Here is a 14,231-nt window from a genome sequence, read left to right as displayed (position 1 = left end):
CAAACTGCAACAACTGCAAACTGCAAAAGGTGTCGTTTATTGCAGCTTCTCATATTCACCTCGCTTTACTTTCTTGATAACCTTATTCGTAGCAAGGCTAACCAAAGAATACATTACCGACCTTTCCGACAACCCTACTTCTTTTCCGGCTTGAATGGCATCGGCAGTAGTGAAAGTTGCGGAAAGGCAATCAAGCAATTCTCTTTTTTGCGGTTCAACGCTCTCTCGCAACATATATTTCTGAATGTTGGTATAACAGTTCTCAAAGTATTCACTCAATGCAATAGCAGATTTGGTTGAGTCAATATCCACAAAATCCTTGTGTTCTTCACCGCAAGCCCAACGAAGGATTTGCAAGACTAAAGCTAAACGAGCCGTAATCATGGGAGCTTTAATCACTCTGCTATCCACCAATCCATCATCTTGGATTTGATTAACAGCCCGAACTGCATTATTGCGCCAGTTTGTAAAATAGGCTTTGGCTTCCGAAGAAAATTCCAATACATTATGTATGGCTCTGTCATCTTCATTCTCTATAAATGGCAAACTAATTACCTTATTTATAATAGAATCCCACATTGATGAGTATTTACCAAAAGTTGATACGGAAGATTCTTCATCCAGCCCCCAATCTGAAATTTCCTGAGACGATGGATAAACAAAAATTATTCTGTCTATCAGCCCATTGTCTTTATATCCTTTCTCTATCAGTTCGTGCATACGTGTCGTTTGCATCGTGCCGACAATATTTATAAAAGGATGCTCTATATGAATAGGTACAGGGATGCTACATCTTGAAATATCCAATGGTTTTCCGCTAAAGGCTGTCAATAGCTGCTCAATGAGTTGTCCTTTGCTATATTGATTCACGGCATTAAACATTCCCATAATTTCATCCACATATACCACGACACCTCGCTGATTGTCATCCAACGCACGCATTAAAGCTTCCGGTGTAAAATCGGATATGATGGTTCTTCGTAAAATTGGTTTGTCCGGCAATGAAGAGGACTTGTCTTTTTTAGCCTTATTGTTTTCAACCAAGCTATTATAATGCTCCATATCCAATTTAAATTGTTTGATGATTTTGGCATCATGCTTTCGGATAGGACGGAATGCAAAATCCAAAGGTGGGGTTTTGCCCATTCCGGGACGACCTACCAATATCATATAAAGGGCAGGATTACTAATCCATCCACCACGAATACGAATATTGACAGCGTTGCCGATAGCGGTTGACACTGCCACCAAAAGAGAAGCCATCATATATTCTATGGAATAATTCTCTTGTCGGGATAGAGCCAATATCATATCTTGAATTTTGTCAGGAAAAGCATCCAAAGGAATCTTGTTTTCAAAGATCCCTTCAAATTCCATTCTGAGCGCATTGCATAAATTGGTTGAATCCATTAGAATTTGGTATTTCTTTTTGACTTTATGAATTGGGCGGCTTCATCTTCCAAGTTTTTATCAGATTTGATTTTGCCGGCATGGAGCCATTCGTCAATTTCCGATTTTAGAAACATGATACGCTTCCCTCTTTTGTGGAATGGGATTAGATGACAACTCGTCCAGCCATATACAGTTTGCTCTGCCGGGTGACTGGGAATATAATCACACAATTCCTTAAGGTTCATCCATTGTTCGGTTGGAACGCTTTGATTCTGATTGTTTAATCCATCTATTTTAGAATCCAGCTCATTCAATTTATCCATCAACCACGACATTGCTTTGGGCAAATCTTCAAATGTAATGTTCTTCTCACTCATATTGCTACTTGTTTTTTGATTTTTCGGCAAAATAACAGCGATTACGCATACTGATTTCATAGTGTAATACATCACATAAATAAGCAGTAACGAAACATAATCATCATAAGGATTACCCATTGATTATCAACATGAATAGTGGAGAATATCAGTAGTAGATTTTTATGATAATGTCTTCAATCATAAAGGAATCATAAGATGGTCAGAAGAAAAGACCATAGATAAAAACAAAAAGCCACCCACGCAGATTTTACGCAGATGGCTATACTTACAAAGTATAATAATGGTTATTTTGTTTGAGATAAATCCAATTTAATGGTTTCTGTAGCTTTCTCTTTCTTTTCATCAACAACCTTTGCATACACCTGTGTTGTTCGCACATTTGTATGTCCCAACATTTTGCTGACCGTATAAATATCAGTTCCTCCAGCCAGTTGCAGGGTTGCGTAGCTGTGCCTAAAACAATGGAAGGTAATGTGTTTGGTGATTCCGGCAGCTTCAACCCACTTTTTGACAGGACGGTTTATCCAAGAAGGGTCAGGAAGTCCGGCAAAAACCAAAAGTTCACCCTCTTTTTGCTCTCCACAGAGATTATATGCTTGCTCTGATATAGGCATATATTCAACTCCTTTTGTCTTTTGCTGAGTAAAATTCAACCGATAGCCTCCATTGAACATTTCCACTTCCGACCACTTCAACTTCTGAATGTCGCAATGACGGATTCCTGTTAAAGCAGAGAACAAGGCAGCACGTTTCAGTAATGGGTCACAAGGTGTTTGAGCCAGTCGGTTTAATTCCTCTACCGTGAGATATTCTCTCCGGCTTTCCCTTTCTTGAATGCCTTTGACTTTTGCAGAAATATCAATAGTCAGATATCCGTCTATAAAAGCCTGTTTCAATCCGGCTTTGAAGATAGAGAAATAGGTTGCTGCTGTATTTTGAGAAATCGTACCTCGTTTAGTGCCTCCTTGTGGGGCATTCATTATGAATTGCCGGAACGATTCAACCATCTTTAAGTCTATTTGCGAAAAGAGAATGGTGTCACCTTTTGCGAAAATCTTCAATAATTCATGCACTCTCCTCCAGTTGACAATGATAGAATCAGAGCTATGGGCATGCCTTGTTCGCTGCACATGGTCGAAGTACTCAATGAAATTACTTCGGGAGCGTTCCAACTGCTCCGCCTGTTCTGCATCGGTATCGGCATATAAAGCTGCATTGTCGTATTCCTTTTGTCGTAGGCTTCTGACCTTGTCGGCATAGATACATGATTCCTGGTCTAATTGCGACTTACATTGAATGACACCGTTCAAATCTCGCTTCGGCTTATAAGTGGTTTTGCCTTCGGCATTAGTCCTTGCATTGCGTGACTTATCCCAAATAGGTGTTGTAATGGTACGATTGAGATATTCACGCACTCTTTGTGGCGTATCTTTTCCGGATTGAAATACAGGATAAGATTCCACATAAAGATACCATTCATCACGATATTCAGATTTGCGGAGCTTTACCGACACTCGTGTATTGACTAATGCTTTCTTCATCGCTTCACACCTTTATATAAGTTATCAATTTCTTTCTTGGGTACATACACAAAGTTCCCAATCTGCCGGGTAGGGATAGAGTATTTGCGTATATGGAGATAAACTGTACTTTCATTCACAAGAAACTTCTCTGTGATTTCTCCAATGGTATAACAATCTTTCGGCTCCAGACTATATAGTTTGGCAACAGGTTTCGGCTTTGTGAGAGCTTTCTTGCGTGGAGGATAGAGTTTCATCAGTTCTGCTTTTGATAGTAATGTCTGTCTTTCTCCTGCATTTACACTGGGAATTGTACCCTTACGAATCAAACGATAAAGAGTTTCCTTGCTTATGCCAAACAATGCGTATGCTTCAGGAACCGTGATGTACTCTTTGGACTTGGGTATCTTCTTAACCACTTCGTCCAACCTTTGCAATCTTTGTTCTTCATCCTTACGTCGCTTCCATGCAATTTTGGAACATTTGGGAGAGCAATACCAAGATTCTATTGTTTTGGCTAAAAACTCTTCTCCACAAATCTGGCACTTCCGTTTTATTTCAAATTTTGCTGCTGGCATAATCTACTTTTTACTTATATTCCTCATTCTCAATACCGGCATTCTTGTAAGTGTCACATTATCTACTTTTAAGTGTCGGTACAATTATGGTACAAATATACGATAAAAATCCGAGAAATAAGCAAAGCCAAAGAAAAGTCTACAAAAAGATATAGGGCGTAACTTGTTGAGTTACACCCTATATTCCTATTTATTGTTATCGTTATTTATCGATACTTACTTCACTTCCTCGAAGTCAGCATCCTGAATATCTTCTTTATTATTAGAAGAACCCTGATTAGCCTGTTGTCCTGCACCCGGACCAGCCTGAGCGCCACCTTGTGCACCACTCTGAGCATACATTTCAGCGCTGGCAGCCTGGAATGCTGTATTCAGTTCAGCCATGGCAGTATCAATAGCAGACAAATCCTGTGCTTTATGAGCATCTTTCAGTTTCTGAAGAGCAGCTTCAATCGGAGCTTTCTTATCAGCCGGCAACTTGTCGCCTAATTCCTTCAACTGATTTTCAGTAGAGAAAATCATGGAGTCAGCTTGATTCAATTTGTCAATCTTTTCACGTTCCTTCTTGTCTGCTTCTGCATTAGCTTCAGCTTCGGCTTTCATCTTTTCGATTTCTTCCTTGCTCAAACCAGAGGAGGCTTCGATACGGATAGCTTGTTCCTTGCCGGTAGCTTTATCCTTGGCAGATACTTTCAAGATACCGTTGGCATCGATATCGAATGTCACCTCAATCTGAGGAACACCACGACGAGCCGGAGCAATACCAGTCAAATTGAACTGACCGATTGACTTGTTTTGTGCAGCCATCGGACGTTCACCTTGAAGTACGTGGATAGTCACTTCAGTCTGGTTATCGGCAGCTGTAGAGAAGGTCTCACTCTTGCGGGCCGGGATAGTAGTGTTTGCATCAATCAACTTAGTCATTACACCACCCAATGTTTCGATACCCATTGACAACGGAGTAACATCCAGCAATACCACACCTTTGATTTCATCTGTCAAAACAGCACCCTGAACGGCAGCACCTACAGCAACCACTTCGTCAGGATTAACACCCTTGGAAGGAGTCTTACCGAAGAATTTTTCTACCAATTCCTGAACAGCCGGAATACGTGAAGAACCACCAACAAGGATTACCTCATCGATATCAGAGTTGCTCAAGCCTGCATCGCTCATAGCCTTCTTGCAAGGTTCAAGACAAGCCTGAATCAAATTGTGAGCCAAAGCTTCAAATTTAGCACGTGTCAAAGTCTTAACCAAGTGCTTAGGCATACCATCTACGGGCATGATGTATGGCAGATTGATTTCTGTTGAAGTAGAAGAAGACAATTCAATCTTAGCTTTTTCAGCAGCTTCTTTCAGACGTTGCATAGCCATCGGATCTTTTGTCAAATCGGCACCTTCGTCATTCTTGAATTCCTGTACCAACCAGTCAATGATTACCTGGTCGAAGTCATCACCACCCAAGTGAGTATCACCGTTAGTAGAAAGTACTTCGAATACACCACCACCAAACTCAAGGATAGAGATATCGAATGTACCACCACCAAGGTCGAATACAGCAATCTTCATATCTTTGTGAGCCTTATCAAGACCATAAGCCAAAGCAGCAGCTGTCGGTTCGTTCACAATACGTTTCACTTCCAGACCTGCAATCTGACCAGCTTCTTTAGTAGCCTGACGTTGTGAGTCCGAGAAGTATGCCGGAACGGTGATAACGGCTTCTGTAACTTCTTGTCCCAGATAATCCTCAGCAGTTTTCTTCATCTTCTGCAGAATCATAGCTGAAATTTCCTGCGGAGTATAAAGACGTCCGTCAATATCTACACGCGGAGTATTATTGTCACCTTTCACTACTTTATAAGGAACACGAGCAGTTTCCTTCTGTACCTGATCCCAGGTTTCACCCATGAAACGCTTGATAGAGAAAATAGTACGTTGCGGATTAGTGATTGCCTGACGTTTTGCAGGATCACCTACTTTACGTTCGCCACCGTCAACAAATGCAACGATAGACGGAGTGGTACGTTTACCTTCGCTGTTTGCGATTACTACCGGTTCATTACCTTCAAATACTGAAACACATGAATTTGTGGTTCCTAAGTCAATACCAATAATCTTTCCCATAATTATATATCTTTATTTATTTGTTTTCAATTAAACTGATTTCTTGGCGAATGGTTCACGAAGGACTTCTTTTTTCTTTGGTGCACCAACCGCACGCCCTTCATAAAACAAACGGTATGCCAAAAATAAGAATGTGACAAAGGCTGACAAAATGACTGATTTATTTGCTATATGATACTTTTAAATGGATTCATATAAGGCAAGAATGTCAGAACTCCACCAAATAAAAAACCTGTCAGCATCCTAGCATAATGCCATAAATGCAATCGGCCTGTTTTCTCGTTTATGAGAAAACAGGCCGACCCATATCAATTCGAATGTAGATGGATTATTGTTTCTTCAACACCAACAATTCATTTCCATTTTCACCTAACAAATATACTTTATCATCTTTCATGCTGAAACTTTTTGTTTCATTCAAAGCATTCAGCACGATAGTTTCAGTTTCCATATCAGGACACATCATCATGGTAGTAGCAACATTGTCAAATCTCAAAGAATTGGGTTTTCCATCTTCCTGCATTAACGCACCATTTATGGTATTACAGCCCACATTACCGTAAATGCGGCTTTCATCCAAATTAAAACCGATAAAAGGGGTCACCTCAGCCGTACCTACAATCTTCTTTCCATTCACCAATTCAATAACCCATTCTCCTGAAAGATCAGACAGTGACACTTCCGGAGCCGCCTTCTTTTCCAAAGTCATCAACGGCTGACCATCTTGATTACATAGAGTTATCACGTCGGGCTTGTCAGAAACCGTCTGGAAAGAAGTCACTTTATCCAATGCACCCAATACCATCTGCTCAGTCTTCATATCAGGGCACATCATGCGGGTACTTCCTATCTGTCCAAACTTCAATGTACCTGGCTTCAGAGAGTCGGCTTCAAAACTTCCCATCATACGGTTACATCCGCTATTGCCATAAATACGTTTCTGAGCTACATCAAAACCAATGAAAGGCATTCTCTCTGTAGATATCTTCTGTCCATCCACCTCTGTAATATTCCATTCCCCATCCAGAGAAGAAACAGACAACATATTCTTTCCACTACCACAAGATACAATCAATGCTCCGGCACAAACAGCCATCATTTTCAATACTAGTTTTTTCATATTATTTTTTTGTTAAATCTGTTAGTTTAGTGTGCAAAACTAACCATTTTATTTTTCACTATAGCAATTATACACAAAAATTTTATACCTTTGTATCAATTTATATATACTAACACTTAAAGCAATGAAAAGGTTTTTAGCCATTTTAATTGGGGCAACAAGCTGTAGCCTATGCACTTATGCACAAAACGGATATATAGTCACGACTACTTCACAACAAACAAGTATTTCCGTAGAATCTTTGGAAAAACAGTTTATAAACGATCATTTCAAGTATTACAACCTGTGTGACTGGACACCAGGCATGAAATTCATGGTGATGCCGGAACGTAAAGACATCATTATTCCTCCTTTTAAATCGGCGGAAACCAACAAGGAGGTGGATACAGGAGAGTTAAAACATAAGATTTTTGAATATCTGGGTTCGGAAATTACCGAACGGGGCTTTGTACATTTTAACTTTGAATGTGAAGGGCAACAATATTATCACGAACTTAAAAACACCACTCTGGAACAATATTGCCTGAAGCCCAAAGCCGGTATTCCTACCCTTGCCTACCTGGGTGATGTGGACATAGCCAAAGAACTGCTGGAAGGACAAACCCTATATATGCGTACCAATAAAGTACGTATAGATGATCCCAACAGCATATCGGGCTATAAAGAGGTCCCGATTGGTATAAATGAAGAAGTAACAGTAACAGCTGTCGGAGTGGGCAGCCGCGCATACCCTGTAAAAATCGTATTCCAAGACAAGAAAGGAAACACCTACTATCAGCCGGTAGCTATATCAAAGACTAATTGTGGCATGGCAGACAGTGATTTTATTATGGAAAATAAAAATAAATATTTTCCAAATTCATTTAGCTTCAGTAATGCAAATACAAAAAAATCAAAGAATCTGATGAGTAAATATGGGAAAAAACCTGTCTATCTGAAAGCGGAAACGGAATGTCTGGATGAAACAGACACTCCGGTGAGACTTCCCCGATATACACAATTCACCATCAAAAATATAATCTCACAAAACAACTCTCCTTACGTCTTTTTAGAACTGGAAGACATAGATGGAAAGAATTATAAGATAAAAGCTGCATTCACCCATACGAGTGTAGTTGATGTGATTTTACAATCAGACAATTATTTTACGGATCTATTCGGCATAGGCAACTTACGAACCAAGTATCCGAATATCACAGAAGAAGTTTGGAACATGATAAGCCGCGGTAAGGTACGAAAAGGAATGACAACCGACGAATGTCGTCTGGCATTGGGTAATCCCATGCGCATTCATATAGTCACGGGGGGCTATGAAACATGGTCCTACGAAAGAAAAACCTTAGATTTCACCAATAAGAAACTAGACCGTATCCACTAATACCCAAAATATTTTGTTATCTTTGCCCTGTGAACGGTAATGTCTGCCGGGCATTTTATTTTAACAAGAATAAAAAACAGCAAATGGGTAAAGTATTAATTATCGGTGCAGGCGGTGTAGGTACTGTCGTAGCACACAAAGTGGCTCAGAATCCGGATGTATTCACTGACATCATGATCGCCAGCCGTACAAAATCAAAATGTGATGCAATCGTAAAAGCTATCGGCAATCCAGCTATTAAGACTGCACAGGTAGATGCGGACAATGTAGACGAACTGGTAGCCCTGTTTAATAGTTTCAAACCCGAAATCGTCATCAATGTAGCTCTGCCTTATCAAGATCTGACCATCATGGAAGCTTGTCTGAAAGCCGGGGTGAATTATCTGGATACAGCAAACTATGAACCAAAGGATGAAGCTCATTTCGAATACAGCTGGCAATGGGCTTATAAAAAACGTTTTGAAGACGCAGGACTGACAGCGATACTGGGTTGTGGGTTCGACCCGGGAGTAAGTGGCATTTATACAGCCTACGCAGCAAAACATCATTTTGACGAGATGCACTACTTGGATATTGTGGACTGTAATGCCGGCAACCATCACAAAGCGTTCGCTACCAATTTTAATCCTGAAATCAATATCCGCGAAATTACTCAGAACGGACGTTATTATGAAGAAGGCAAATGGGTGACCACCAAGCCATTGGAATACCACAAGGATCTGACTTATCCCAATATCGGTCCTCGTGATTCCTACTTGCTGTATCATGAAGAGCTGGAATCATTAGTTAAGAATTTCCCGACCATCAAACGTGCTCGCTTTTGGATGACTTTCGGTCAGGAATACCTGACTCATCTGCGTGTCATTCAGAATATCGGTATGGCCCGCATTGACGAAATAGATTATAACGGAGTGAAAATTGTTCCGTTACAATTCCTAAAAGCCGTACTCCCCAATCCACAGGATCTAGGAGAAAATTATGAAGGCGAAACTTCTATCGGATGCCGCATCCGAGGCGTAAAGGATGGCAAAGAACGTACTTACTATGTTTACAACAACTGTAGCCATCAAGAAGCTTACAAAGAAACTGGAATGCAGGGAGTAAGCTATACAACTGGAGTTCCAGCCATGATTGGAGCCATGATGTTCCTGCAAGGATTGTGGAAACGTCCGGGAGTATGGAATGTGGAAGAGTTTGATCCCGATCCATTTATGGAACAACTGAACAAACAAGGTTTGCCTTGGCATGAAGTATTCGATGGTGATCTAGAACTTTAAAATAGTGATTAATGGCCCATAATTCATACTTGGGCCACACTACCCATTAATCATTAACCACTAAAAAATGAACATAGGAGATAAAGCCCCGGAAATATTAGGCTTAAACGAAAAAGGAGAAGAAATTCGTTTAAGTAATTATAAAGGAAAAAAGATAGTACTCTATTTTTATCCTAAGGATATGACATCGGGTTGTACTGCCCAGGCATGTAATTTGCGTGATAATTATGCGGAACTGCGCGCCCATGGTTATGAAGTAATCGGTGTCAGTGTGAATGATGCCAAATCGCATCAGAAATTTATAGAAAAGAATGAGCTACCCTTTACTCTTATTGCCGATACCGACAAGAAGTTGGTAGAACAATTCGGAGTATGGGGAGAAAAAAGTATGTACGGACGTAAATATATGGGTACATTCCGTACAACTTTCATCATTAACGAAGAAGGCGTGATTGAACGTATCATCTCTCCCAAAGAGGTGAAAACAAAAGAGCACGCACAACAAATTTTATAAACCAACAGATTTATGGCAAAAAAAGATAACGAAGAAATTCCATTCTCAGCAAGTCCGAGTGCCGGAAATAGTGAAAAACTGAAAGCGCTGCAAGCTGCAATGGATAAGATAGAGAAAACTTTTGGTAAAGGCTCTATCATGAAAATGGGTGATGACAACGTACAGGAAGTGGAAGTGATTCCTACCGGGTCTATCGCCTTGAACGCCGCATTAGGGGTAGGCGGCTATCCCAAAGGTAGAATCATAGAAATTTATGGTCCCGAATCATCCGGTAAGACTACATTGGCTATCCATGCCATTGCTGAAGCTCAGAAGGCAGGCGGCATTGCCGCTTTCATTGATGCCGAGCATGCTTTCGATCGTTTCTATGCGGCCAAACTGGGAGTGGATGTAGATAACTTATGGATATCACAACCCGATAATGGTGAACAGGCACTTGAAATTGCTGAGCAATTGATACGCTCATCCGCCATTGATATCATTGTTATCGACTCTGTCGCGGCATTGACTCCGAAAGCTGAAATTGAAGGAGATATGGGTGATAACAAAGTAGGTTTACAGGCACGTTTGATGTCTCAGGCTTTGCGCAAGCTTACGTCAGCCATCAGCAAGACCAATACAACTTGTATTTTTATCAACCAGTTGCGTGAAAAAATCGGTATCATGTTTGGTAACCCTGAAACAACTACCGGTGGTAATGCTCTGAAATTCTACGCTTCCGTACGTTTGGATATCCGTCGCTCCACTCAACTGAAAGATGGTGAAGAAGTAATCGGCAACCAGACTAAAGTAAAAGTGGTGAAAAACAAAGTGGCACCTCCTTTCCGTAAAGCCGAATTCGATATCATGTTTGGTGAAGGGATCTCAAGAGCTGGTGAAATCATTGATTTAGGTGCTGATTTAGGCATTATCAAGAAAAGCGGTTCATGGTACAGCTACAACGAAACCAAACTGGGACAAGGACGTGACGCCTCCAAACAAGTGATTCAGGACAACCCCGAACTGGCGGAAGAACTGGAAGGTCTGATTTTCGCAGCACTGAAAGAACAAGAATAATTTGATTTTTACTATAAAAAAGGAAGCCATCTTAATGACTTCCTTTTATTATAACCTAGCTCCTATTCTATAATTACTTCTTCAAATCGAATCCCAACATCAAACCGTCATAAGATCCGGCTACACTATTAATGGTGGCAGCAGTAGAATTCACTTTAGAAACAGTACCTGTAATCGTTTTCAATACTGACATTAATTTATCCGCATTAAAGACCAGACTCATATCACTTCCGGTCACAGTGACATGAGCAACAGTTTTTACTCCCAATTTTCCCTTCATAGTAATGGTCTTTTCCTTATCATCGAACGTGTAAGTGCCACTCATTGTACGTTTTTTCAATGTGTATGAATAAGTTCCATCTTCATTAAAAGTATACTCACAGCCACTCATCCCTATTCTGTCATAGACAGTCTGCATCTTCTCCTCCACTTCTTTCGCAGCTACTTCTCCACCGGCTTTAGCCAGTAAATTTTCACTTTCGAACTGGCATTGCGGACCTACATATTTCCAAGTACCTATAATAGAAGATGAAGTTGTTGCTTTATCACCTACTACCGCTTTTGCTACGCCAGTCAATATAGATTTCAAATCTTGAGCATTGGCATTAACCAAAATGGCAAACATAGCCAAACACATACATAAACATTTCAACAAAGTTTTACTATTCATGTTTTATTGATTTTAATTGTTTGCAAAGATAAACAATAAACATTACAACCAAAGCAAATAATCGACCAATTGGCTTATTTTACCTTCTAATAAAAGAGACGTACCGAAAGTTTTCCAGTACGCCTCAAACAATCTTTACCAAGGTATAACAAATACTTATTCCAACTTTTCAAGTATAATTTAAAATCAACAGCTAATCGTTATATCAACGTTTCAGATTCGGATTCTTCTCAACTTCCTTCGGAGGATAATTATGATAAATGGAAGCCTCACCATTCCAAGGAACAGTTACAGACATATTCTCTTCCATTTTCAAATCTTCCTGAAGAGCATAGGTAAAAGTCGTCTTAGTTTCTTCGTCGTAGCTATAAGTCAATGTACCGGCAGGAACCAATACTTCATCCTGAGAACCACTACGGTAGTCATAACTTTCTTTGAGACGGTTCATGCGGAACTCATCAGAACGACGGGTTACCATAGCCAATACATAACCAGCCACTTCATAACCGTGTTCTTCATATGCTGCTTCTGCCAGTTGTTCAGCACTCATAGCATCCACAGCAGCTACAAATGATTCATCGGAACAAGCACGTGCACGTACCTGCTTTAGAGCAGATTTAGCCAAGCTGAGATCCTTTCCTGCGCGTGCCGCAGATTCGGCATACCAAAGAAGAACTTCTGAATAGCGGATTAGTTGATGTCGTTTGTTAATACACATACCTCCCCAAATAGGTTTGGTGTAATCGAAAGCAGCCGATGCAGGAAGTCCTGTCACAGGGTCTTTATTGACGGTAAACGCCACAAACATCGGGCGATAATCGGCAAATACTGCATTCGTACCATTATAGGGCTTTCCATCCGTAGTTGCCCACCAGTCAACCAACACTCCATTGTTTAATAGAATTTGTTTTGAATAAACAGCATCTTTACGAGGACCATCAGGAAAGTTTTTCCAATAACGGCGCTCTGCCAAAAAATCCCCCCAGCCACTCCAAAGTTTTCCTGATTGATGACAAGATGAAAGTTGTGAATCCCATTCCTGCCAACCGCCAAAATTAGAATTGTAATCTATTCCAAGGAGCGTCTCATTATGATGGTTTTTACCATAAGAGAAAACATCCTTCCATTCAGAAAGCAAAGAGTGGTCATAGGTACCCTTATTCACGCCATCCATTACTTCCTTAGCCTTGTCAGCCGCATTTGCATAATACTCGGTCTTATTCAAAGGGTAACCTGCCATCGCCATATAAACAGCTGCCAAAGTCGCCTTTACTGTCTGATCTGAAACGTAAATATTCTGTCCTTCAATGGAACGGTTAGCTTCCGTATATTTAGCCGGCAGGTTACAGGCTTCGGCAGCGTTCAAGTCTGACACGATTTGCTCATATACTTCTGCAACCGTCGATAGAGGTGTCAAATTGTTGTCTGGCAAATTATGAAGATTCATAGGCAACGGACCAAAAACACGCACCAAATTAAAATAAGCGAATGCACGCCAGTAGTAACCCTGACCAAGAGCAATATTGATTTCCTCTTGAGAAGTCATAGCCTTTCCAGCATTATCAATGATTAAATTTGCTGCCTTGATGATCGTATAAAAACGACTCCAAGTTCCTTCAAGACCTTTTGTGTCAGAAGGAGATTCAAAGGCATCTGCAGAAAGATAAGCACCCTTGTTTGATCCCGTAGTTGAGGTTACGTCATCTCCCTGGCATTGCACAATCATCGGATTAGAGTTACATTGGGATGCCTGTACTTTGGCATATAGGGCATAAACACTCATATCCAGTTCGTTTTGATTGGAAAAGAAATTTTCAGGGGTTAATTTTCCTTTCGGGTTTTCAGTCAGAAAATCACTGCAAGAAGGCATTGCCAACATAGATGCTGCAATAAAGCAGCCTAATACTATTTTATTTTTCATAATTGTCAATCATTTAGAAGTTCATACGTACACCAAAAGTAAAAGTTCTAGGAGTAGGATAAGTACCCGTATCAATACCATTTGCACGATCACCATAGTCACTTGAAAAAGAGTAACCAGCAGGATTGGATCCCTTGTAACTGGAAATAGTGAAGAGATTCTGAATACTGAAACTGAGTCGCAGGTCGGCTATTTTGGTCATGCTTTTCGGAAAATCGTAAGCTAAAGTCACATTCTCGCAACGGAAATAATCTGCATTCTCCACCCATTTGGTCGAATTGCCCAGATATTGATTGTT

13 protein-coding genes are annotated in these 14,231 nt (G+C 40.4%); 4 read left to right on the top strand and 9 right to left on the bottom strand.

Annotated features, from left to right (window positions below; translation table 11 throughout):
- Positions 1 to 36: 36 nt before the first annotated feature.
- The 6 genes from RE317_RS17765 to RE317_RS17740 form a co-directional block, all read right to left on the bottom strand.
- Positions 37 to 1,410 carry a DUF3987 domain-containing protein gene (locus RE317_RS17765; RefSeq protein WP_303266218.1) on the bottom strand — a complete coding sequence of 458 codons (1,374 nt, stop codon included), beginning with the start codon at positions 1,408 to 1,410 and terminating at the stop codon, positions 37 to 39.
- Positions 1,410 to 1,769, bottom strand: a complete 360-nt coding sequence (locus RE317_RS17760) for a helix-turn-helix domain-containing protein (RefSeq protein ID WP_032945184.1) — start codon at positions 1,767 to 1,769, stop codon at positions 1,410 to 1,412. Before RE317_RS17760 ends, RE317_RS17765 begins: the two co-directional genes overlap by 1 nt.
- Before the next feature lie 287 nt (positions 1,770 to 2,056).
- Entirely contained in the window at positions 2,057 to 3,313 is a 1,257-nt protein-coding gene (locus RE317_RS17755; RefSeq protein WP_117713736.1) for a site-specific integrase, read from the bottom strand.
- The gene (locus RE317_RS17750) at positions 3,310 to 3,870 is read right to left on the bottom strand and encodes an AlpA family transcriptional regulator (protein ID WP_009038133.1); all 561 of its coding nucleotides are present in this window, start codon (positions 3,868 to 3,870) and stop codon (positions 3,310 to 3,312) included. Before RE317_RS17750 ends, RE317_RS17755 begins: the two co-directional genes overlap by 4 nt.
- A 216-nt stretch (positions 3,871 to 4,086) precedes the next feature.
- A complete protein-coding gene (gene dnaK / locus RE317_RS17745) occupies positions 4,087 to 5,997 on the bottom strand; it encodes a molecular chaperone DnaK (RefSeq protein WP_117873191.1) in 1,911 nt (636 codons plus the stop codon).
- 328 nt (positions 5,998 to 6,325) lie between these two features.
- Positions 6,326 to 7,117: an META domain-containing protein gene (locus RE317_RS17740; protein WP_005846378.1), complete on the bottom strand. Its 792-nt coding sequence runs from the start codon at positions 7,115 to 7,117 to the stop codon at positions 6,326 to 6,328.
- Between the two features lie 124 nt (positions 7,118 to 7,241).
- Here RE317_RS17740 and RE317_RS17735 point away from each other — a divergent pair, with 124 nt between their 5' ends.
- The 4 genes from RE317_RS17735 (at position 7,242) to recA (ending at position 11,342) form a co-directional block, all read left to right on the top strand.
- Positions 7,242 to 8,495 (top strand): hypothetical protein, encoded by a 1,254-nt coding sequence (locus tag RE317_RS17735; RefSeq protein ID WP_008671130.1) that lies wholly within the window; start codon positions 7,242 to 7,244, stop codon positions 8,493 to 8,495.
- A gap of 83 nt (positions 8,496 to 8,578) precedes the next feature.
- Positions 8,579 to 9,772 (top strand): saccharopine dehydrogenase family protein, encoded by a 1,194-nt coding sequence (locus RE317_RS17730; protein WP_005846376.1) that lies wholly within the window; start codon positions 8,579 to 8,581, stop codon positions 9,770 to 9,772.
- A gap of 67 nt (positions 9,773 to 9,839) precedes the next feature.
- Complete coding sequence (gene bcp, locus RE317_RS17725) at positions 9,840 to 10,286, top strand: thioredoxin-dependent thiol peroxidase (protein ID WP_005846375.1); 447 nt, start codon at positions 9,840 to 9,842, stop codon at positions 10,284 to 10,286.
- A gap of 12 nt (positions 10,287 to 10,298) precedes the next feature.
- Positions 10,299 to 11,342, top strand: a complete 1,044-nt coding sequence (gene recA / locus RE317_RS17720) for a recombinase RecA (protein WP_005846374.1) — start codon at positions 10,299 to 10,301, stop codon at positions 11,340 to 11,342.
- 73 nt (positions 11,343 to 11,415) lie between these two features.
- On the opposite strand, the gene RE317_RS17715 is transcribed toward recA, so the two are convergent.
- The 3 genes from RE317_RS17715 to RE317_RS17705 all read right to left on the bottom strand — a co-directional run.
- Complete coding sequence (locus RE317_RS17715) at positions 11,416 to 12,012, bottom strand: DUF4923 family protein (RefSeq protein WP_008671129.1); 597 nt, start codon at positions 12,010 to 12,012, stop codon at positions 11,416 to 11,418.
- Between the two features lie 205 nt (positions 12,013 to 12,217).
- Positions 12,218 to 13,933, bottom strand: a complete 1,716-nt coding sequence (locus tag RE317_RS17710; RefSeq protein WP_008671127.1) for a RagB/SusD family nutrient uptake outer membrane protein — start codon at positions 13,931 to 13,933, stop codon at positions 12,218 to 12,220.
- Positions 13,934 to 13,946: 13 nt separating this feature from the next.
- The coding region (locus tag RE317_RS17705; protein WP_308821663.1) for a TonB-dependent receptor at positions 13,947 to 14,231 on the bottom strand (285 nt) is incomplete at its 5' end.

The organism is Phocaeicola sp. GP0067, assembly GCF_031119655.1.
GTDB lineage: Bacteria > Bacteroidota > Bacteroidia > Bacteroidales > Bacteroidaceae > Phocaeicola > Phocaeicola vulgatus.
This window is presented reverse-complemented; position numbering and strand designations above follow the sequence as displayed.

Excerpts from the sequence above, each read along its gene's own strand:
- RE317_RS17740 (WP_005846378.1), bottom strand. The coding sequence starts at position 7,117 with ATGAAAAAACTAGTATTGAAAATGATGGCTGTTTGTGCCGGAGCATTG.
- RE317_RS17760 (WP_032945184.1), bottom strand. The coding sequence starts at position 1,769 with ATGAGTGAGAAGAACATTACATTTGAAGATTTGCCCAAAGCAATGTCG.
- RE317_RS17750 (WP_009038133.1), bottom strand. The coding sequence starts at position 3,870 with ATGCCAGCAGCAAAATTTGAAATAAAACGGAAGTGCCAGATTTGTGGA.
- RE317_RS17765 (WP_303266218.1), bottom strand. The coding sequence starts at position 1,410 with ATGGATTCAACCAATTTATGCAATGCGCTCAGAATGGAATTTGAAGGG.
- RE317_RS17710 (WP_008671127.1), bottom strand. The coding sequence starts at position 13,933 with ATGAAAAATAAAATAGTATTAGGCTGCTTTATTGCAGCATCTATGTTG.
- RE317_RS17730 (WP_005846376.1), top strand. The coding sequence starts at position 8,579 with ATGGGTAAAGTATTAATTATCGGTGCAGGCGGTGTAGGTACTGTCGTA.
- dnaK (WP_117873191.1), bottom strand. The coding sequence starts at position 5,997 with ATGGGAAAGATTATTGGTATTGACTTAGGAACCACAAATTCATGTGTT.
- RE317_RS17735 (WP_008671130.1), top strand. The coding sequence starts at position 7,242 with ATGAAAAGGTTTTTAGCCATTTTAATTGGGGCAACAAGCTGTAGCCTA.
- bcp (WP_005846375.1), top strand. The coding sequence starts at position 9,840 with ATGAACATAGGAGATAAAGCCCCGGAAATATTAGGCTTAAACGAAAAA.
- RE317_RS17755 (WP_117713736.1), bottom strand. The coding sequence starts at position 3,313 with ATGAAGAAAGCATTAGTCAATACACGAGTGTCGGTAAAGCTCCGCAAA.
- RE317_RS17715 (WP_008671129.1), bottom strand. The coding sequence starts at position 12,012 with ATGAATAGTAAAACTTTGTTGAAATGTTTATGTATGTGTTTGGCTATG.
- recA (WP_005846374.1), top strand. The coding sequence starts at position 10,299 with ATGGCAAAAAAAGATAACGAAGAAATTCCATTCTCAGCAAGTCCGAGT.